General features: G+C 73.3%; 19 protein-coding genes and 1 pseudogene. 12 read left to right on the top strand and 8 right to left on the bottom strand.

Annotated features, from left to right (window positions below; all coding sequences use genetic code 11):
- A pseudogene (locus tag ACTHMF_RS01325) lies at positions 1-176 on the bottom strand (signal peptidase I); the annotation flags it as partial.
- Between the two features lie 131 nt (positions 177-307).
- On the opposite strand from ACTHMF_RS01325, the gene ACTHMF_RS01320 reads away from it, so the two are divergent.
- Genes ACTHMF_RS01320 through ACTHMF_RS01305 form a run of 4 tightly spaced genes read left to right on the top strand, consistent with a single transcriptional unit; the run spans position 308 to position 4958 of the window.
- Positions 308-1726 (top strand): M23 family metallopeptidase, encoded by a 1419-nt coding sequence (locus ACTHMF_RS01320; RefSeq protein ID WP_440315980.1) that lies wholly within the window; start codon positions 308-310, stop codon positions 1724-1726.
- Positions 1727-1745: 19 nt separating this feature from the next.
- Positions 1746-3083: a maltokinase N-terminal cap-like domain-containing protein gene (locus ACTHMF_RS01315; protein ID WP_440315979.1), complete on the top strand. Its 1338-nt coding sequence runs from the start codon at positions 1746-1748 to the stop codon at positions 3081-3083.
- Between the two features lie 52 nt (positions 3084-3135).
- Entirely contained in the window at positions 3136-3756 is a 621-nt protein-coding gene (locus tag ACTHMF_RS01310; protein ID WP_314147799.1) for a GntR family transcriptional regulator, read from the top strand.
- Entirely contained in the window at positions 3753-4958 is a 1206-nt protein-coding gene (locus ACTHMF_RS01305) for an MFS transporter (RefSeq protein WP_440315978.1), read from the top strand. Before ACTHMF_RS01310 ends, ACTHMF_RS01305 begins: the two co-directional genes overlap by 4 nt.
- Before the next feature lie 38 nt (positions 4959-4996).
- Here the strand turns inward: ACTHMF_RS01305 and ACTHMF_RS01300 are convergent, their stop codons facing one another.
- Both ACTHMF_RS01300 and ACTHMF_RS01295 read right to left on the bottom strand, forming a co-directional pair.
- On the bottom strand, positions 4997-6382 hold the full coding sequence (locus tag ACTHMF_RS01300) for an LLM class flavin-dependent oxidoreductase (protein ID WP_440315977.1): 1386 nt from the start codon (positions 6380-6382) through the stop codon (positions 4997-4999).
- Between the two features lie 195 nt (positions 6383-6577).
- Positions 6578-7171 (bottom strand): TetR/AcrR family transcriptional regulator, encoded by a 594-nt coding sequence (locus ACTHMF_RS01295; protein WP_440315976.1) that lies wholly within the window; start codon positions 7169-7171, stop codon positions 6578-6580.
- An 86-nt stretch (positions 7172-7257) separates the two neighbouring features.
- Here ACTHMF_RS01295 and paaA point away from each other — a divergent pair, with 86 nt between their 5' ends.
- The 6 genes from paaA to ACTHMF_RS01265 are packed head-to-tail and all read left to right on the top strand — an operon-like array spanning position 7258 to position 11760.
- The gene (gene paaA / locus ACTHMF_RS01290; RefSeq protein ID WP_440315975.1) at positions 7258-8289 is read left to right on the top strand and encodes a 1,2-phenylacetyl-CoA epoxidase subunit PaaA; all 1032 of its coding nucleotides are present in this window, start codon (positions 7258-7260) and stop codon (positions 8287-8289) included.
- Entirely contained in the window at positions 8286-8573 is a 288-nt protein-coding gene (paaB, locus tag ACTHMF_RS01285) for a 1,2-phenylacetyl-CoA epoxidase subunit PaaB (RefSeq protein ID WP_314147794.1), read from the top strand. The genes paaA and paaB overlap by 4 nt, the downstream gene beginning before the upstream one ends.
- The gene (gene paaC, locus ACTHMF_RS01280; RefSeq protein WP_440315974.1) at positions 8570-9403 is read left to right on the top strand and encodes a 1,2-phenylacetyl-CoA epoxidase subunit PaaC; all 834 of its coding nucleotides are present in this window, start codon (positions 8570-8572) and stop codon (positions 9401-9403) included. The genes paaB and paaC overlap by 4 nt, the downstream gene beginning before the upstream one ends.
- Complete coding sequence (gene paaD, locus ACTHMF_RS01275) at positions 9400-9882, top strand: 1,2-phenylacetyl-CoA epoxidase subunit PaaD (protein WP_440315973.1); 483 nt, start codon at positions 9400-9402, stop codon at positions 9880-9882. The genes paaC and paaD overlap by 4 nt, the downstream gene beginning before the upstream one ends.
- Before the next feature lie 10 nt (positions 9883-9892).
- Positions 9893-10981 carry a 1,2-phenylacetyl-CoA epoxidase subunit PaaE gene (gene paaE / locus ACTHMF_RS01270; RefSeq protein ID WP_440315972.1) on the top strand — a complete coding sequence of 363 codons (1089 nt, stop codon included), beginning with the start codon at positions 9893-9895 and terminating at the stop codon, positions 10979-10981.
- Positions 10982-10989: 8 nt separating this feature from the next.
- On the top strand, positions 10990-11760 hold the full coding sequence (locus ACTHMF_RS01265) for an enoyl-CoA hydratase/isomerase family protein (protein WP_440315971.1): 771 nt from the start codon (positions 10990-10992) through the stop codon (positions 11758-11760).
- Between the two features lie 86 nt (positions 11761-11846).
- Here the strand turns inward: ACTHMF_RS01265 and paaZ are convergent, their stop codons facing one another.
- A complete protein-coding gene (gene paaZ, locus ACTHMF_RS01260) occupies positions 11847-13898 on the bottom strand; it encodes a phenylacetic acid degradation bifunctional protein PaaZ (RefSeq protein WP_440315970.1) in 2052 nt (683 codons plus the stop codon).
- 48 nt (positions 13899-13946) lie between these two features.
- Between paaZ and ACTHMF_RS01255 the strand changes: the two genes are divergently transcribed.
- Entirely contained in the window at positions 13947-14342 is a 396-nt protein-coding gene (locus ACTHMF_RS01255) for a PaaI family thioesterase (RefSeq protein WP_314147789.1), read from the top strand.
- On the opposite strand, the gene ACTHMF_RS01250 is transcribed toward ACTHMF_RS01255, so the two are convergent.
- The 4 genes from ACTHMF_RS01250 to ACTHMF_RS01235 form a co-directional block, all read right to left on the bottom strand.
- On the bottom strand, positions 14326-15177 hold the full coding sequence (locus ACTHMF_RS01250; protein ID WP_440315969.1) for a 3-hydroxyacyl-CoA dehydrogenase family protein: 852 nt from the start codon (positions 15175-15177) through the stop codon (positions 14326-14328). The genes ACTHMF_RS01255 and ACTHMF_RS01250 overlap by 17 nt on opposite strands.
- Positions 15174-15908, bottom strand: a complete 735-nt coding sequence (locus tag ACTHMF_RS01245; RefSeq protein ID WP_440315968.1) for an enoyl-CoA hydratase/isomerase family protein — start codon at positions 15906-15908, stop codon at positions 15174-15176. Before ACTHMF_RS01245 ends, ACTHMF_RS01250 begins: the two co-directional genes overlap by 4 nt.
- The gene (locus tag ACTHMF_RS01240; protein ID WP_440315967.1) at positions 15905-17092 is read right to left on the bottom strand and encodes a thiolase family protein; all 1188 of its coding nucleotides are present in this window, start codon (positions 17090-17092) and stop codon (positions 15905-15907) included. Before ACTHMF_RS01240 ends, ACTHMF_RS01245 begins: the two co-directional genes overlap by 4 nt.
- A 174-nt stretch (positions 17093-17266) precedes the next feature.
- Entirely contained in the window at positions 17267-17695 is a 429-nt protein-coding gene (locus ACTHMF_RS01235; RefSeq protein WP_314147785.1) for an Lrp/AsnC family transcriptional regulator, read from the bottom strand.
- A 127-nt stretch (positions 17696-17822) separates the two neighbouring features.
- Here ACTHMF_RS01235 and pdhA point away from each other — a divergent pair.
- Positions 17823-18879 (top strand): pyruvate dehydrogenase (acetyl-transferring) E1 component subunit alpha (gene pdhA, locus ACTHMF_RS01230; protein ID WP_440315966.1); only part of this gene is annotated, 1057 nt, incomplete at its 3' end.

Below are 18879 nucleotides of genomic sequence, written 5' to 3'. Positions count from 1 at the left end.
GTGTTCTCCATCGATCCCGACGGGATGTAGAACGAGCGCGCGACGAACGTCTTGATCAGGAACGAGACCAGCACGGCGACCACGAAGATGATCACCACGTCCCTCAGCAGCGTCTTCCAGCCCGAACGACGGGTGGCGCGGCGGCGCGGACGGAGGGTCTCGGTGCTGTCGGTCACAATGGTTCACCGTACCGTGACGAGGCTGTGAGCCGCATGCGACCATGCCGCTCTCTCTTGTCGTGCGCGGCCCGCGGTGAGAGCATCGGATAACGGGCTCGCCCGGCGCCCGCCGGGGGACCCGCGTGAGCATGCGGACGGCGTTCGAGCGCGACAGGATGACCTCACGACGCGGGGGGCCGCGCCGCGCGATCCTCGGCGCTCTGACCCCGCTGTTCGCGGCGGCCGTGCTGGTCGCAGGCGGTGTCGTCGGGACCCCGCAGGCCGCGTCGGCGGAGGAGTGCACCGTCTCGTGCGCGACGCCGACCCCGACGCCGGGCAGCACGGACCAGGCGCCGTCGACGGGGACGCCGACGCCGGAGCCGACCCCCGATCCCGAACCGACACCGGATCCCTCGCCGACGCCGACCCCGACGCCCACTCCCGCGCCGACGCCGACGCCGACACCCACTCCGAAACCGACGCCGAAGCCCACGCCGAAGCCCACCCCGAAGCCCAGCCGCCCCGCCGTCCCGCCCGCGCCGACGGACGAGATCACGCTCACCGTCCCCGACCTGCCCGCCGCGCCGCAGATCGACCTCGCGCAGGTCCAGCAGGCGGCGCAGCTCGCAAGCGACCTGGCGACGGCCCAGCAGGACCTCGCGGCGGCGACCGAGCGGTCGCAGAGCGTGCAGCGCGAGCAGGAGCGGGCCGCCGCAGAGGCCGAGGCCCTCGCGGCCAAGGCGAAGCGCGCGCACGAGCAGGCCGAGGCCTCCGCGGCGTTCGCGGCCGCGCTCGTCCGGGCCACCGCCTCCAACGCCCTGCGCCCGGACCCGCTGGTGTCCGCGCTGTCCTCGCCCGGCGACCTGCTGGCCAAGCTCGGCGCCGTCGACCGGCTGCAGAGCCTATCGGCGGACAGCGAGCGGGCGCTGAAGGACGCGGCGGCGGACGCGAAGACGGCGACACGGCTCGGCTCGCAGGCGGACGCCGCGACGACCGCCGCGGCGGCCGTGGACGTGACCGGCAGCGAGCAGGCGGTGGCCGCGGCGCAGGCGAGGGTCGAGACCGCGAGCACCGCGCTCGCCCAGGTGCCGACGCTCCTCACCGCGGGCGTCGGCTGGAGATCGCTCACCATCGACCCCGCCGTCAGCGCGGCCGGCTGGGTGCTCCCCGTGCACGGCCCGCTCACCGACGGGTACGGACCGCGGCCGTCCCGCCCGCTCGGGACGGCGCTGTTCCATCCCGGGGACGACATCGGCGCCTCCTGCGGGTCGACGATCGTCGCCGCCGCGGCCGGGACCGTCGTCGCGGCCGGGCCGAACGGCGGGTACGGCAACTTCGTCCTCATCGACCACGGCGGAGGCGTCGAGACGGCATACGGGCACATCCGCGACGGCGGCATCGGCGTGACCGTCGGGCAGCACGTCGCCGCCGGCCAGCCGATCGCCCAGGTGGGCAGCACCGGCCTCTCCACCGGCTGCCACCTGCACCTGGAGGTGCGCGTGAACGGCGTGCAGATCGACCCGATGCCGTTCCTCGCCGCACGGGGGGTGGTCGTCGGAACCCGCTGAGCGGCGTACGGTTCACGGCATGACGGAACTCACCGAGCTGGTCGGATCGTGGATGCGCCGCCAGCGCTGGTACTCGACCAAGAGTGTCGAGCCCCGGCTTCGCCTCCTGGGATCGTTCGAATCGGAGCCCGCCGACGCGGACTCGCGGATCGTCACCCATTTCTTCTGCGACGACGCCCCGCACACGCCCCGCGTGTACCAGGTCCCGCTCGTCGCCAGGGTGGCGCGCGACGGCGACCCTGCCGCGTACGTCGGGGAGGCGGGCGGCCGGCATCTCTACGACGGGCCGGCGGAGGAGGCGTACGTCTCGGCGCTCGCCGCGATGGCGAGCGGAGCGCTGCGCGCGGAGGGCGAGCACGCGCACGCGCAGGGCCACGCGCTGGGCGGGGCGGTCGAGGTCGTCGCCTCGCGCCGGCTGTCCGGGGAGCAGTCGAACACGTCCATCGTGGCGGAAATCGCCGGTGGCGGCCTCGCCCTCATCAAGGTCTTCCGCGTCGTCCAGGACGGCGAGAACCCCGACATCTCGACCCTCGCCGCGCTGACCTCGGGAGGCTCGACGCACTCGCCTGCGCTGCTCGGCTGGCTGAGCGGCTCGTGGCCGTCGCCGGCGGGCGGGACCGCGACGGGCGAGCTCGCTCTGCTGCAGGACTTCGTGCTCGGCGCGGAGGATGGCTGGGAGCTGGCCGTCAGCGCGGCGGAGCGCGGAGAGGACTTCGCGGACCGGGCGTTCGCGCTGGGAGCGGGCACCGCGGAACTGCACCGGCTGCTCGCCCGCGTGCTGCCGACCCGTGCGGCGTCGCGGGAGGACGTGGCGGAGGCGCTCGACGGGATGTTCCGCCGGCTGACGATCACGACGACCGAGGTGCCGGAGGTCGAGGAGCTGCGCGGGCCGATCGCGTCGGTCTACGAGGCGGCGGCCTCCGCGCCGCTGCCGGTGCTGCAGCGCATCCACGGCGACCTGCACCTGGGGCAGGTGCTGTACGCGGCGGACCGCGGCTGGCAGTTCATCGACTTCGAGGGCGAGCCGCTGCGGCCGCTCGCGGAGCGCTCCCGGCCGGACGCGACGATGCGCGACGTCGCGGGGATGCTGCGCTCCTTCGACTACGTCGCGGGGTCGCTCGCCCGCCAGGAGCCGCCGATCGACGCCTCCGGCTGGGCGGCGCGCGCCCGGCAGGCGTACCTGGACGGCTACGCGTCGGTCGCCGGCGCCGAGCTGGAGGAGTTCCACGAGCTGCTGGACGCGTTCGAGCTGGACAAGGCCGTGTACGAGGTCACCTACGAGGCCAGGCACCGGCCGAGCTGGATCCCGATCCCGCTCGGGGCGGTCCGGCGGCTGCTCGCGGCGCAGGTCGGCTGAGCCGATGGCACGCTTGCACGCAACCTTGCATGCAAGAGCGTAGACTCGGGGCATGATCCCCGCAGCCGAGAACGCGTACGCCCACACCAAGCGACTCATCCTGTCGGGCGACGCCCCGGGCGGGACGCTGCTCAGCGAGGCCCAGCTGGGGGCGGAGCTCGGCATCAGCCGCACTCCGGTGCACGAGGCGTTCCTGCGGCTGGCGGCGGAGGGGCTGCTCGCGCTGGAGCCGCGGCGCGGGGCGATCGTGGTGCCGATGTCGCCGCGCGAGGCGCAGAACGTGCTCGACCTGCGCGAGGCGATCGAGGCGACGGCGGCCGCGCGCATCCACGAGGCGGGCGGGGCGGACGACGCCGTGCTCGCGGTGCTCGAGGAGGCGCTCGCCGAGCAGCGAGCGGCGATCGAGGCCGGCGACGTCGAGCGGTTCGTCGAGGCGGACCAGTGGTTCCACGCCGCCGTCGTCGACGCGTCGGGGAACGAACTCGCCTGGCACTTCTTCGGGATGCTGCGCGACCGCCAGCAGCGCATCCGGCACCAGCTGTTCCGGGTGCGACCGGAGACGCTCGCCGACTCGCTCGCCGACCACGAGGCGCTCCGCGATGCGCTGCGGGCCGGCGCGGGCTACGCCGAGCTGCTGCGCGCCCACATCGCACGCAATCAGGGCGCGCTGTGAGCCGCCGCACGCCGTGGCGGCCGGTGTTCGCCGTGATGTTCTTCTGCAGCTGGTGCGGCAACCAGTTCAGCCCGCTGCTGCTGATGTACAAGGACGTCCAGCACTACAGCGAGCTGACCGTCAACATGTTCCTCGGCGTCTACGTGCTCGGCCTCGCGCCGGCGCTGCTCGTCGCCGGCGCGCTCTCCGACCGGCACGGCCGTCGCCCGGTGATGACGGCGGGCGTCGTCACCGCGCTGCTCGCGAGCGCGAGCCTCGCGCTCGGCGCGCTCGGGCCGGTCCCGATCTACGTCGGCCGGCTGCTCTCCGGGGTGACGGTCGGCATCGCGATGGCCGTCGGCACCAGCTGGATGAAGGAGGTCTCCTCGCCGCGCTTCGAGCCGGGCGTCGACCGCGCGGCCGGGGCGAGGCGCGCCTCCCTCGCGTTCACGCTCGGGTCGGCGGCGGGCGCGCTGGTCGCCGGAGGGATCGCGCAGTTCACCGCGCTCGGCGAGGAGCTGCCGTTCGCGGTCCACATCGTGCTGACGCTGCCGTGCCTGTTGGCGGTTCTGCGGGTGCCGGAGACGGCGGTCACCGGCGGGGAGCCGGGTCCGTTGCGCGAGCAGCTGCGCATCCCGGCGGCGGCCCACAAGCGCTTCCGTCGCGTGGTCGTCGTGGCCGCGCCGTGGATCTTCGCCGCCGCCGCGCTCGCCTACGGCTACCTGCCGGTGCTGCTCGGCGACGAGACGGGGGAGTGGGGGCTCGGCTACGCGACCATCCTCACCGTCGTCGCGCTCGGCGTCGCCTCGCTCGTGCAGCCGATCGCGAAGCGCCTGCACTCGCTCGCGAGCGCGCGCGGTCTCGTCGCGGCGCTCGCGACGATCGCAGTGGGACTGGCCGTGCTGACCGGCGCCGTCGCCGCGCGCTCGCTGCTGCTCGGCCTGGTCGCCGCGGTGGTGCTCGGCGCGGGGATGGGCATCGCGCTGGTCTCCGGTCTGCTGGAGGTGCAGAGCATCGCGTCGCCGCGCGAACTGGCCGGCCTGACCGGGATGTTCTACGCCGTCGCGTACGCCGGCTTCCTGGTGCCGACCCTGCTCGCCGCGATCACCCCGCCGCTGTCCACGATCGGGCTGTTCGTCGCGCTGGTCGCCCTCGCCACCCTCTCCGCCCTCCTTCTCCTGCTCTCCTCCACCAAGCACCTCCCGCGCGCCGCCGAGGCCTAGCGCCCCCTCGGCGGCCTGCGGGGCCGGCGGAGGCGGGGTCAGGCCCGCGCGGCAGTCGCCCCGATGCGGTAGCGGGCGCCGCGGTGGGTCTCCGGGAGGCGGTCGCCGGCGCCGTGCAGCTTGTTGCGCAGGGTGCCGTCGGCGTAGTCGGTGGGGTAGGCGCCGCGCCGCTGCAGCTCGGGGATGATGAACTCGACGATGTCCTCGAACGTGCCAGGCGTGATCGCGTAGGCGAGGTTGAAGCCGTCGACGTCGGTGTCCTCCACCCACTCCTGCAGGGTGTCCGCCACCTCGGAGGCGGAGCCGACGATGTACGGGCCGAGGCCGCCGATCGCGCCGTTGCGGCCGATGTCGCGCACCGTCCACTCGCCGCCGTCCTCGTTCGGGCGCTGGAAGTTCGCGACCGCCGACTGGATGGCGTTGCTCTTGACGTTGCCGATCGGCTCGTCCAGGTCGTACTCGGACAGGTCGACGCCCATCCAGCCCGACATGAACACCAGCGCGCCCTCGTCGGAGGTGTACTGCAGGAAGTCCTCGAACTTCGCCTGCGCCTTCTCGCTGGTCTCGTCGGTGATGATCGTCAGCAGCGTGTAGATGCGCGCGGAGTAGCGGTCGCGTCCCGCCGCCTCCAGCGCGTCGCGCAGCTTGGCGACCGTCTCCTTCAGGCCGGCCTTGGTGGACGCGGCGACGAAGATCGCCTCGGCGTTCTCCGCCGCGAACGAGATCCCGCGCTTGGAGGCGCCGGCCTGGTAGATCACCGGGGTGCGCTGCGGGCTGGGCTCGGAGAGGTGGATGCCCGGCACGGTGAAGTGCTTGCCCTGGTGGCCGATCTCGTGCACCTTCGACGGGTCGGTGAACACGCCGGTCTCGCGGTCGCGGACGACGGCGTCGTCCTCCCACGACCCCTCCCAGAGCTTGTAGAGCACCTCCAGGTACTCGTCGGCGTGGTCGTAGCGGTCGTCGTGCTGCAGCTGGTCGTCGTGGCCCATGTTGCGCGCGGCGGACGGCAGGTAGCCGGTCACCACGTTCCAGCCGACGCGTCCCTTGGTGAGGTGGTCGAGCGTCGACATCCGGCGCGCGAACGGGTACGGGTGCTCGTAGGCCGTGCCCGCGGTGATGCCGAAGCCGAGGTTCTCGGTCACGAGCGCCATTGCCGAGACCAGCAGGATCGGGTCGTTCACGGGCACCTGCGCGCCGTGCCGGATGGCGGCCTCGTTGCTCCCGCCGTACACGTCGTAGGTGCCGAGCACGTCGGCGATGAAGATGCCGTCGAACTTCCCGCGCTCCAGCAGCTTCGCGAGCTCGGTCCAGTAGGTGAGGTCCTTGTAGCGCCACGCCTGGTCGTCGGGGTGCCGCCACATGCCGGAGGACTGGTGGGCGACGCAGTTCATGTCGAACGCGTTGAAACGGATCTGCCTCGTCATGCGCTCCAGGATGCAACGCCCCCGCCCCGCGCGCACGCCGGGCGTCACGCAACGTAACGGCGGCCGCTCCACGATGTGCGCCGAATCCTCGGACCGCCCGGGCCCGAGCAGCGATGTGCGCCAAATCGTGGGAACGAGCGGAGCGGAAACAGCGATTTGTGCCAAATGTCGAGAGGATGACGACGTTGCGGCCGCTCAGCGGAGGGCGAGGGTGAGGATGGTGTCGGCGAGGTCGTCGGGGGTGAGCGGGCCGGCGGGGTCGTACCACTCGGTGAGCGAGTTGATCATGCCGAACAGCAGGCGGGCGATCACGGCGGGATCGGCGTCGGCGCGCAGCGAGCCCTCGTCGCGCGCCTCGGCGACCAGCGCGGCGACCGCGTGGTCGAACGCGCGCCGGCGGGCGAGGGCGGCGCGCTCGACGTCGGTGTTGCCGCGGACCCGCAGCAGCAGCGTCACGTAGTCCAGCTTGTCGGCGAGCACCCGCACGGCGCCGCGCAGCACGAATGCGAGCCGCTCCGCCGCGGTCCCGGTCTCCGCCTCCGGAGACCGCAGCACGCCCTCCAGGCCGTCGAGCGCCTCGTCGAGCGCGAGCTCCAGGAGCGCGTCCTTGGAGGAGACGTGGTGGTAGATCGCCGACTTTGACAGGCCGAGGCGCTCGGCGAGCATCCCGATCGAGGTGGCGTCGTAGCCGTGCTCGTTGAACGCGGCGACGGCCACCTCGAGGATGCCGCGCTGGTCGTAGCCGGGGCGGCCCCGGCGCAGGCCATCCGTGCGCAGCGTGTCGGTCATCCGCCCAGTGTGGCACGAAGGACGGACTGCGCGATATACTGAACGAACGATCAGTCAGTAAAGATCGTCAGCACGGAGGAGGGCCAATGGCGGCCACGGCACCGCAGACCCGGCAGCACGTCCCGGCGGGCACCGGCACGGACACCGGCACGGAGGACGCGGCCGGCCGCGCCCGCTTCGACGAGCTCATCGCCGCCGACTCTCGCGTGGAGCCGCGCGACTGGATGCCCGACGATTACCGGCGCACGCTCATCCGGCAGATGTCGCAGCACGCGCACTCGGAGATCATCGGCATGCAGCCGGAGGCGAACTGGATCACGCGCGCGCCGAGCCTCAAGCGCAAGGCGATCCTGATGGCGAAGGTGCAGGACGAGGCCGGCCACGGCCTCTACCTCTACTCGGCGACCCAGACGCTCGGGATCACGCGCGACGAGATGACCGAGCAGCTCATCTCCGGCGCCGCGAAGTACTCGTCGATCTTCAACTACCCCACGCTCAGCTGGGCGGACATCGGCGCGATCGGCTGGCTCGTCGATGGCGCCGCGATCTGCAACCAGGTGCCGCTGTGCCGCTGCTCCTACGCTCCGTACGGCCGCGCGATGGTCCGCATCTGCAAGGAGGAGTCGTTCCACCAGCGCCAGGGCTTCGAGATCCTGCTGACGCTCATGCGCGGGACGCCGGAGCAGCGGGCGATGGCGCAGGACGCGGTCGACCGCTGGTACTGGCCGTCGCTGATGATGTTCGGCCCTCCCGACGCCGACTCGCCCAACTCCGCGCGGTCGATGGCGTGGAAGATCAAGCGGTTCTCCAACGACGAGCTGCGGCAGCGTTTCGTCGGGATGCTGGTGCCGCAGGCGGAGGCGCTCGGCGTGACGCTGCCCGACCCCGAGCTGCGCTGGAACGAGGAGAAGCAGGCGTACGACATCGGGCCGATCGACTGGAGCGAGCTGCAGGAGGTGATCGCCGGCCGCGGCCCGTGCAACGCGCAGCGCATGCAGCGCAGGCGCGAGGCGCACGAGGACGGCGCCTGGGTGCGCGAGGCGGCGGCGGCGTACGCCGAGAAGCGCGCGGCGGCGGCGCGCGCGGGCGGCGCGGACGCTGGGGAGGCCGTCGCATGAGCGCAGAGGTCTGGCCGCTGTGGGAGGTGTTCGTGCGCGCCTCCCGCGGGCTCAGCCACGTGCACGTCGGCTCGCTGCACGCCCCCGACGAGGAGATGGCCGTGCGCAACGCCCGCGACCTCTACACCCGGCGCGGCGAGGGCGTCTCGATCTGGGTGGTCCGCTCCGACGCGATCACGGCGAGCGACCCGGATGCGAAGGACGCCTTCTTCGAGTCGGCCGAGGGCAAGAACTTCCGGCACGCCACCTACTACACCGAGGCCGAGGGGGTGAAGCACCTATGAGCGACACCTCCGACGCTCCGCACGGCCACGTCGAGCTGAGCACGGTGACCCTGTCCGCCGAGTTCGTCGCGGCGGACGCCGACGCCGCCGCGGCCCCGGATGTCGCCGAGTACGCGCTCTGGCTCGGCGACGACTCCCTCGTGCTCGCGCAGCGGCTCGGCTGGTGGATCTCCCGGGCGCCGGAGCTGGAGGAGGACGTCGCGCTCGCCAACATCGCGCTCGACCTGCTCGGCCACGCGCGCTCGCTGCTGCGCTACGCGGGGACCGCGGACGGCCGCACGGAGGACGACCTGGCCTACTGGCGCGACGAGGGCGCGTTCCGCTCCGCGCACCTGTTCGAGCAGCGGAACGGCGACTTCGCGCACACCATCGTCCGGCAGTTCGCCGCCTCCCACTACCTGTATGAGCTCTACGAGCGGCTGCGCGCCTCCGCCGACCCCGTGCTCGCCGGTGTCGCGGCCAAGGCGGTCAAGGAGGTCGACTACCATCGCGACCACGCCGACCGCTGGCTGCTGCGGCTCGCGCTCGGCACCGACGAGTCCCGCCGGCGCACCGTCGTCGCGCTCGACGACCTGTGGCCGTTCACGGACGAGCTGTTCCACGACGAGCCCCTGATCGACCGGCTGGAGGGGATCGCGGTCCGCCCGTCCACCCTCCGCGCGCCGTTCGAGACGAGCATCGCCCCCGTGCTCACGGAGGCGGAACTGGACCTGCCGGCCGCGTTCGCCTCCTCGGGCGGAGGACGACGCGGACGGCACTCCGAGCACCTCGGCCCGCTGCTGGCGGAGCTGCAGGTGCTCGCCAGGCAGCACCCGGGGGCGGACTGGTGACCGGGCACGCCGCAGAGGCCGGGCGCGCCTGGGCTGCCGCCGCCGCGGTGCTCGACCCGGAGGTGCCGGTGCTGACCATCGACGACCTCGGCATCCTGCGCGAGGTGACCGTGACCGACACCGGCGTCGAGGTCGTGATGACGCCGACCTACTCGGGCTGCCCGGCGATGGACGCCATCCGGGAGGACGTGGTGCGTGCGCTGGACGCGGCCGGATTCGGCGAGGTGCGGGTGCGGCTCGTGCTGTCGCCCGCGTGGACGACCGACTGGATCAGCGACGCCGGGAAGGCGGCTCTCCGCGCGTACGGGATCGCGCCGCCGAGCGGGACGGGCCCCGTCCGGCTCACCCTCGGCGTGAAGTGCCCGCAGTGCGGCTCGCTGAAGACCAGGGAGGTGTCGCACTTCGGCTCCACCGCGTGCAAGGCGCTCTACGTGTGCGAGGACTGCGGTGAGCCGTTCGACCACTTCAAGGCGCTGTGAGGTCGCGCTGATGGCCCGCGCGCGCTTCCACACGCTCGCCGTCGCCGAGGTGCGGCCGCTGACCGCGGCGAGTGTCGAGGTCACCTTCGCCGTGCCGGACGAGCTGCGGGGGGAGTACGACTACCTCCCCGGCCAGCACGTCGCGCTCCGGGCGACGGTCGGCGGCCACGAGCTGCGGCGCAGCTACTCGATCTGCCGGCCGCCGTCTCCCGGCCGGATCAGCGTGGCGATCAAGCGCGACCTGGGCGGCGCGTTCTCCACGTGGGCGACCAGCGAGCTGCGCCCGGGCGACCGGATCGACGTGATGAGCCCGCAGGGCACGTTCACGATCGAGAAGGCCGCCCTCGACGGCGCGCACGTCGCCGGCATCGCCGCCGGGTCCGGCATCACCCCGCTGATGGCCCTCGCCTCCAGCATCCTGGCCGCGTCGGACACCAACCGGTTCACGCTCGTCTACACCAACCGCACGGCCATCGACGTGATGTTCCTGGAGGAGCTGGCCGACCTCAAGGACCGCTACCCGTCGCGGCTGGCCCTGCACCACGTGCTGTCGCGCGAGCAGCGCTCCGCCCCGCTGCTCTCCGGCCGGATCGACGAGGACCGGCTGCAGCGGATGCTGGACGGGCTGCTGCCTCCCGAGACCGTCGACGAGTGGTTCCTGTGCGGGCCGTTCGAGCTCGTCCAGCTGTGCAGGGACGTGCTGGAGGCGCGCGGCGTTCCGCGCGAGCGCGTCCACTTCGAGCTGTTCACGACCGGGGAGCCGGGGGAGGTGCGCGGCGACGCCGGGCGGCCGGTCGTCGTGCACGATGGCGAGAAGACGGTCGAGATCGAGTTCACGCTCGACGGGCAGACCTCGACCGTGACCACGCCGGTGGACGCCAACGAGTCCGTGCTGAACGCGGCCCTGCGCGTGCGGCCGGACGTCCCGTTCGCGTGCGCGGGCGGCGTCTGCGGCACCTGCCGGGCGCGGCTGCTGACCGGGGACGTGCGGATGACCGAGAACTACGCGCTGGAGCCGGAGGAGCTCGAGCGCGGCTACGTGCTGACCTGCCAGTCCCATCCCCTGACCGACCGAGTCGTCGTGGACTACGACGTATAGGGAGCGCCATGATCGAGCTGACCATCGCCGACGGGATCGCCCGGGTGACGCTGAACGCACCAGAGCGCCGGAACGCCCTCGGCCCCGACGACCTGCGGCGCCTCGACGACGCGTATGCGGAGGCAGAGACCGCCGGGGTCCGCGCGCTCGTGCTGCGCGGCGAGGGCCGCTCGTTCTGCGCGGGCAGGGACATCGCGGGCGTCGACCCGGCGACGGACGACGTGCCCGCCTACCTCGACGGCCTGGTCACCCCGCTGCTGCGGCGGATGAGCGCGTTCCCCGCGCCGACCTTCGCCGCCGCGCAGGGCGCTGCGCTCGGGGTGGGCCTCGGCCTGCTGCTGGCGACGGACGTGGTGCTCGTGGCCGAGGATGCGAAGATCGGCTCGCCGTTCGCCGCGCTCGGCGCCGCGCTGGACTCCGGCGGCCACTGGCTGCTCGTCTCCCGGCTCGGCCCGCACCGCGCGCTCGACCTGATCTACTCCGGCCGGCTGCTGAGCGGCGCCGAGGCGGTCGCGGGCGGCCTGTTCAGCCGAGCGCTGCCGGCCGACCGGCTTTCCGGCGAGGTGGATGCGGCGGCGGCCGCCGCAGCGGACGGGGCGACGCAGGCGTTCCTCGCGAGCAAGCGCATCGTGGCGGGCCTGCGCGACGGCGGCCTCGACCTCTGGTCCTCCGTCGACGCCGAGAACGCCGCCCAGGCGGCCCTCCGCGACACCGCCGACTACCGCGAGGGCTTCGCCGCCTTCCAGCAGAAACGCCCCCCGCACTGCCTCGGCCGCTGACCCCCAGCCGCCGAGCACAGGAAAAGCGTCGCGAAATCGGCGATATCGCGACGCTTTTCCTGTGCTCGGTGGCCTGGCGAGGGGCCCTACTCCTTGGCGACGAGGGTGAGGACGTCGTAGGAGGCGACGAGCTCGTCGCGCTGGTTCAGGATGCGCGCATCCCAGCGCACCTCGCCGTAGTCGTCGGTCTCGCGCGGCGTGATCTGCTTCGCGGTGAGGGCGACGCGGATGCTGTCGCCCGGCACCACCGGCGTCAGGAAGCGCAGGTTCTCCAGACCGTAGTTGGCCAGCACCGGGCCGGGCGCCGGGTCGACGAACAGGCCGGCCGCCCAGGAGACCAGCAGGTAGCCGTGCGCGACGCGGCCGGGGAAGAACGGGTTGGCCGCCGCCGCCTCCTCGTCCATGTGCGCGTAGAACGTGTCGCCGGTGAACGTGGCGAACGACTCGATGTCGTCCAGGGTGACGCGGCGGGACCCGCTGGCCACCTGGTCGCCGATCCGCAGCGTCGCCAGCGACTTGCGGAACGGGTGCACGCGGTCCTCGCCGGTCGCGGCGCCCTCGTGCCAGACGCCGGTGACCGCCGTCAGCATGTCCGGCGAGCCCTGGACGGCCGTGCGCTGCATGTGGTGCAGCACAGCCCGGATCCCGCCGAGCTCCTCGCCGCCGCCGGCGCGGCCCGGGCCGCCGTGCACCAGGTGCGGGACGGGCGAGCCGTGCCCGGTGGAGGTGCGGGCGTCGTCGCGGTCCAGCAGCAGGATGCGGCCGTTGTACGCGGCGGAGGCGAGCACCAGGTCGCGCGCGAAGTCCGGGTCGTGGGTCGCCGCGCTGGTGACGAGGGACCCGCCGCCGAGGGCCACGAGTTCCGCCGCCTCCTCGGCGCTCCGGTAGGGGAGGACCGCAGCGACCGGCCCGAACGCCTCGACGGTGTGCGCCTCCGGTGTCCGTGCGTCCGCGAACCGCAGCACGATCGGCGCGACGAACGCGCCATCGGCCGCGACGCCGAGACCGCCGTCGGCGTGCACGACGGTCGGCTGGTCCAGGCCCCCGAGCACCAGCTCGCCGCCGGCCTCCACCAGCCGCGCCACCTGGCGGAGAACCTCTGCGCGCTGTTCGCGGGACGCGAGCGGACCCATCGTGACGCCCTCCGCGCGCGGATCGCCGACCACGACCCGGGAGGCGATGCGCTCCCGCACGGCCGCCAGCACGTCGTCCACCAGCGGCTCCGGCACGAGCGCGCGGCGGATGGCGGTGCACTTCTGCCCGGCCTTGGCCGTGAGCTCCACCACCAGCTGCTTCACGTACGCGTCGAACTCGGGGCTGCCGGTGACCGCGTCCGGGCCGAGCACGGACGCGTTGATGGAGTCGGTCTCGCTCGTGAACCGCACCCCGCCGGTCTGCACGGACGGATGCTCGCGCAGCGCCGACGCGGTGGACGCCGAGCCCGTGAACGCGACGAGGTCGCCCAGCCGCAGCGCGTCCAGCAGGCCGGGCACCCCGCCGCAGACCAGCTGCAGCGACCCCTCCGGCAGCAGCCCCGACTCGACCATGATGCGCACCGCCGCCTGCGCGACGTACGCCGTCGGCGTCGCCGGCTTGACCAGCGTCGGCATCCCCGCGAGGAACGCGGGCGCGAACTTCTCCAGCATCCCCCAGACCGGGAAGTTGAACGCGTTGATCTGCACGGCGACGCCCGGCAGCCGGGTGAAGATGTGCTGGCCGAGGAACGAGCCGTCCTTCGACAGCGGCTCCGGCGGCCCGTCGACGTAGACCCGGGCGTTCGGCAGCTCGCGGCGGCCCTTCGAGCCGTAGGTGAACAGGGCGCCGATGCCGCCGTCCACGTCGATCCACGCGTCCGAGCGGGTGGCGCCCGCGTGCGCCGACAGCTCGTACAGCTCCTGCTTGCGCTCGGTGAGCGCCTGCGCCAGCTGCTTCAGCAGCAGCGCCCGCTGGTGGAAGGTGAGCGCGCCGAGCGACGCCTGGCCGACCGTGCGCGCGTACTCGAGCGCGCCGGTCAGGTCGACCCCGGCCGCGCCGATCCGGGCGACCAGCTCGCCGGTGGAGGCGTCGAGCACGTCCACCGCGCCGTCGTCGCCCTCCGGCGTCCACCACTCTCCGCGGTTGTAGCTGGGCAGCGTCATGGGTTCCCTCCCGGGGTCGAGCCGGCCGGGGGGACGTAGGCTGGTCCCGTGGCCGATGGAGACTGGAGAATCGAGCTCGGCGAGCTCGATACGAAGATGGGCGTTCGCATCCTGGAGCAGTCGGCGGAGCGCGTCGTCGCGACGATGCCCGTCGAAGGCAACCGGCAGTCGTTCGGGCTGCTGCACGGCGGTGCCTCGGTCGCGTTCGCGGAGGCGCTGGGATCGTGGGCGGCGGTCATCCACGCCGGTCCCGGCCGAAGCGCCGTGGGGCTGGACATCAACGCGACGCACCACCGCTCGGCGCGGTCCGGGCTGGTCACCGGCGTCGCGACGGCCATCCGGCTCGGCCGCACGGTCACCTCGCACGAGGTGGTCGTGACCGACGAGGACGGCAACCGGCTCTGCACCGCGCGCATCACCAACCTCATCATCGACGCTCGCTAGGCCACAGGTAGAAGCCCTGCCCGGTCTTCCGGCCGAGCATCCCCTCGGCGACCATGCTGCGCAGCAGGGCGGGCGGCTGGAAGCGCGGGCCCAGCTCGCGGGCCAGGTACTCGGCGATGTCGAGGCGCACGTCCAGCCCGACGATGTCGGTCAGCCGGAGCGGCCCGACCGGGTGCTTGTAGCCGAGCGTCATGGCGGCGTCGATGTCCTCCGGGCTGCCGACGCCCTCCTCGACCATCCGGATCGCCTCCAGGCCGAGCAGCACCCCGAGCCGGGAGGACGCGAAGCCGGGGGAGTCGCGGACGACCACCGCGGTCTTGCCGAGCGCCTCCACCCAGCCCTTCGCCGCCTCCAGCGCGGTCGGCGCGGTCGCCGAGCCGGTCACCACCTCGACGAGCGCGGAGGCGGGGACGGGGTTGAAGAAGTGCATGCCCAGGAACGCGCCAGGGCGCTCCAGCGCCTCCGCGAGCGCGTCGACCGAGAGCGAGGAGGTGTTCGTCGCGAGAACCGCGTCCGGCTCGAGCAGCGTCTCGGCGCGCTGCAGCGTCTCCCGCTTCAGCTCCGGGAGCTCCGGGACCGCCTCCACGACGAGCCCGGCCCCGGCAAGCGCCTCCCAGGTCACCGTGACGAGCAGGCGTTCGGGGTCGGGGGCGACCGCCCCGCGCTCGACGCTGCCGGCGACGGCGTCGAGGATGCGGTCCCGCGCCTGCGCGGCGGCGGTCGCGTTCTGCTCCACGACGGCCACCCCTGCACCCGCCATCAGGAAGGCGTGCGCGATCCCGGCGCCCATCCGGCCGCCTCCGATCACCCCGACCCGCTCCGGCAGCGCGCTCATCGCCGCCTCCGTTCGAGGAACGCGGTCATCCGCCGGTGCTTCTCCGGCGACTCGAAGAGCACCGCCTGGGCCTCGCGCTCGGCGCGCGGGTGCGCGCCGGCCGGGGCGGCCAGCACCTGCTTCGTGTAGCGCGTGGCGAGCGGGTCGTTCGCGGCGATCCGGTCCGCGAGCGCGTGCGCGCCGCCGAGCAGCTCCGACGGCTCGAACAGGTCGGTGACCAGCCGGACCGCGAGCGCCTCCTCACCGGTGAGGATGCGCCCGGCGAGCACCATCTCCTTCGCGAGCGGTTCGCCGACCAGCTGCGGGAGCCGCCACAGCGCGCCCGCGGCGGCGATGATCCCGAGCCCGGTCTCCGGGTTCCCGATCCGCAGCCGCGGCGTCCCGATCCGGAAGTCGGCCGCGTAGGCGAGCTCGGCGCCGCCGCCCAGCGCGTAGCCGTCCACGGCGGCGATCACCGGCATCGGCAGCGCGGCGATGCGCGAGAAGATCGTGGCGTTGATGCTCCGCCTGGCGTCGATCGCGGTGCGCTCGCGCAGCTCGGCGATGTCCGCGCCGGACGCGAAGACGCCGTCGGAGCCGGTGAGGATCAGGATGCGCGGCTCGCGCTCCAGCAGCTCGCAGACCGCGTGCAGCTCGTCCACCATGCGCGCGTCGATCGCGTTGCGCCTGTCCGGCCGGTTCAGGGTGACGACGACGCGGCCGGCCCCCTCGTCCACGAGCAGTGTGTTCACGGCATCGCCTCCACGATCATGGCCGTGCCCTGGCCGACGCCGACGCACATCGTGGCGAGGCCGTAGCGGGCGCCCTCGCGCTGCATCCGCCCGAGCAGGGTGATCAGGATGCGGGATCCGCTGGAGCCGAGCGCGTGGCCGAGCGCGATCGCTCCGCCGTCGGCGTTGACCGTGTCCGGGTCGAGGCCGAGCCGGCGGATGCACGCGATCGCCTGGCTGGCGAACGCCTCGTTCAGCTCGACGCAGCCGAGGTCGGCGACGTCGAGCCCGGCGCGTTCGAGCGCCTTCGTCGTCGCGGGGACCGGCCCGAGGCCCATCACCTCGGGGGCGACGCCGGCGCTCGCCGCCGAGAGGATGCGCGCCCGCGGCCGCAGGCCGTAGCGCTCGACCGCTGCAGCGCTCGCGACGAGGATCGCCGACGCGCCGTCGTTGAGCGGCGACGAGTTGCCCGCCGTCACGACGCTCCCGCCGTCGACGACCGGGCGCAGCGCGGCCAGCGCCTCCGCGCTGGTGTCGCGCCGGATGCTCTCGTCCTCCACGACGTCCCCCGCCCTGGTCGGCACCGGAACGATCTCGGCGGCGAACCGGCCGGCGTCGGTCGCGGCGGCGGCGCGGCGGTGGCTGGCGAGCGCGAACGCGTCCGCCTCCTCGCGCGTGATGCCGTCGATGCGCGCGACCTCCTCTGCGGTCTCCGGCATCGTGAAGGTGGCCTTGTCCCGGTCGAGCAGGCGGGGATTGGCGAAGCGCCAGCCGATCGACGTGTCGAACTGGGGGCCGGGCTTCGCCCACGGCCGCTCCGGCTTCGCCTGCACCCACGGCGCCCGCGTCATCGACTCGACGCCGCCCGCGACGATCAGCTCGGCGTCCCCCGCTCGCACCGCCTGGCCGGCCATTGCGACCGCGGACAGGCCGGAGGCGCACAGCCGGTTCACGGTCACCGCGGGGACCGCGTCCGGCAGACCGGCGAGCAGCACGGCCATCCTGGCGACGTTGCGGTTGTCCTCTCCCGCCTGGTTGGCCGCGCCGAGCACGACCTCGTCGAGCGCGGCGGGGTCGGCGCCCGCGCGCCGCACGGCCTCGGCGACGACCAGCGCGGCGAGGTCGTCGGGCCGCACGCCCGCGAGCGCGCCGCCGTAGCGGCCGACCGCGGTGCGGACGCCCCCGACGAGGTAGGCCTCGGTCATCGCTGTCCTCCTCGAGAGCGAATTACCGAACGAACGTTCAGCTAGTAAATAGTCGCAGACCTGTGCGAGTGCGGCAACCCGCGCCGCCCCGTCCTCCTACCATTTGGCACAAATGTCGCCAGCGTTCGCCCGCGAGCCGACATTTGGCGCAAATGTCGACACGCTCCGGCCGGGTCAGCGCAGGTCGTGGTCCTCGAATACGAGGGAGGTCTTGGTGTCGCGCACGGAGGGGATGCTGGTCAGCTCCTCCAGCACCACCCGCCGCAGGTCCTCGTTGTCGCGCGCCCGCACCAGCAGAATCACGTCGAAGTCGCCTCCGACCAGCGCGAAGTGCTCCACCTCGGGGATGTCCCGCAGCCGGTCCCGCAGCGCGTGCCAGTCCGCCTGCTCGACGCGCATCGTCACGTACGCCGACGACGCCCGGCCGGACCGGCGCGGGTCCACCTTCGCGGTGAAGCCCGTGATCACCCCGTCCTCGAGCATCCGCGAGAGCCGCGCGTACGCGTTCGCCCGCGAGACGTGCGCCGCCTCGGCGACCGCCGTGATCGAGGCGCGGCCGTCCGCGCGCAGCGCCGTGAGGATCCGGGCATCGATGTCGTCCATGATGGCAGACAGTTTGGCACCGAACCCGTGCCCGCGCATCCATTCGTCTCGGTTCTCGTCCACCCGTAGCGCGCCGGGTCCAGCGAAGTCATCCTGAGAAGCAGCGACGTCTTTCGAAGGAGAACAGATGCACGCCGACGATCTGCTGCCGGGCGACACCCCGCTCCGGCTCATCGACGAGGACGGCTCCGCCCACCGGCACGAGCACTACCCGTTCCCGTCCGCCGAGGTGCTGCGCACCGGCTACGGCCACCTCGTGCTCGGCCGCCGGCTCAACGACCAGGCGGATGCGCTGGTCCGGCAGGGCAGGCTCGCCGTCTACCCGTCGTCGCACGGTCAGGAGGCCTGCGAGGTCGCCGCCGCGATGGTCCTGGCCGACGGCGACTGGCTGTTCCCGACCTACCGCGACTCGGTCGCGGTCGTCACGCGCGGGGTGGACCCGTTCGACGCGTTCCTGCTGCTGCGCGGCGACTGGCACTCCGGCTACGACCCGAAGCGCGTGCGCGTCGCACCGCAGGCGACGCCGCTCGCCACCCAGCTGCTGCACGCCGTCGGCTTCGCGCACGCGGCCAGGATGCGCGGCGAGGACACCGTCGTCGTCGCGATGTGCGGCGACGGCGCGACCAGCGAGGGCGACTTCCACGAGGCGCTCAACTTCGCCGCCGTCTTCCACCTGCCGGTCGTCTTCCTGGTGCAGAACAACGGCTACGCCATCTCGGTGCCGCTGAGCAGGCAGACCGCGGCGCCGAGCCTCGCGCACAAGGGCATCGGCTACGGGATGCGCGGCCGCCTGGTCGACGGCAACGACCTCGCCGCGCTGCTCGCGGTGCTCGGCGAGGCCGTCGCCGAGGCGCGCGACGGCGGCGGCCCGACGCTGGTCGAGGCGATCACCTACCGCATGAAGTCGCACACGAACGCCGACGACGCCACGCGCTACCGCACGCAGGCCGAGGTGGAGCCGTGGATCACCCGCGACCCGCTGCTGCGGCTGCGCACCTGGCTGCGCGCGAACGCGGGCCTCACCGACGGCGACGACGCCGAGGTGCACGCGCACGCCGAGAGCGTCGCCGCGCGGCTGCGATCCGCGATCACCGAGGACGCGGAGCCGCATCCCGAGGACCTCTTCTCCTTCGTCTACGCCACCCCCACCCCGCAGCTGCGCGAGCAGGCCGCACAGCTCGCCG

Origin of the sequence: Leifsonia sp. (assembly GCF_051955155.1) — a bacterium.
In the GTDB taxonomy this organism is placed as follows: domain Bacteria; phylum Actinomycetota; class Actinomycetes; order Actinomycetales; family Microbacteriaceae; genus Leifsonia.
Note: the sequence above shows the minus strand (reverse complement) of the source record. Positions and strands in the feature narration are given on the sequence as shown.

Coding starts and splice junctions, on each gene's coding strand:
- paaZ (WP_440315970.1), bottom strand. CDS start 13,898: ATGACGCTGCCCAGCTACAACCGCGGAGAGTGGTGGACGCCGGAGGGC.
- ACTHMF_RS01295 (WP_440315976.1), bottom strand. CDS start 7,171: ATGACCGACACGCTGCGCACGGATGGCCTGCGCCGGGGCCGCCCCGGC.
- paaE (WP_440315972.1), top strand. CDS start 9,893: ATGGCCCGCGCGCGCTTCCACACGCTCGCCGTCGCCGAGGTGCGGCCG.
- ACTHMF_RS01315 (WP_440315979.1), top strand. CDS start 1,746: ATGACGGAACTCACCGAGCTGGTCGGATCGTGGATGCGCCGCCAGCGC.
- ACTHMF_RS01250 (WP_440315969.1), bottom strand. CDS start 15,177: ATGAGCGCGCTGCCGGAGCGGGTCGGGGTGATCGGAGGCGGCCGGATG.
- ACTHMF_RS01240 (WP_440315967.1), bottom strand. CDS start 17,092: ATGACCGAGGCCTACCTCGTCGGGGGCGTCCGCACCGCGGTCGGCCGC.
- ACTHMF_RS01300 (WP_440315977.1), bottom strand. CDS start 6,382: ATGACGAGGCAGATCCGTTTCAACGCGTTCGACATGAACTGCGTCGCC.
- ACTHMF_RS01310 (WP_314147799.1), top strand. CDS start 3,136: ATGATCCCCGCAGCCGAGAACGCGTACGCCCACACCAAGCGACTCATC.
- paaB (WP_314147794.1), top strand. CDS start 8,286: ATGAGCGCAGAGGTCTGGCCGCTGTGGGAGGTGTTCGTGCGCGCCTCC.
- ACTHMF_RS01265 (WP_440315971.1), top strand. CDS start 10,990: ATGATCGAGCTGACCATCGCCGACGGGATCGCCCGGGTGACGCTGAAC.
- ACTHMF_RS01320 (WP_440315980.1), top strand. CDS start 308: ATGCGGACGGCGTTCGAGCGCGACAGGATGACCTCACGACGCGGGGGG.
- paaA (WP_440315975.1), top strand. CDS start 7,258: ATGGCGGCCACGGCACCGCAGACCCGGCAGCACGTCCCGGCGGGCACC.
- ACTHMF_RS01235 (WP_314147785.1), bottom strand. CDS start 17,695: ATGGACGACATCGATGCCCGGATCCTCACGGCGCTGCGCGCGGACGGC.
- paaC (WP_440315974.1), top strand. CDS start 8,570: ATGAGCGACACCTCCGACGCTCCGCACGGCCACGTCGAGCTGAGCACG.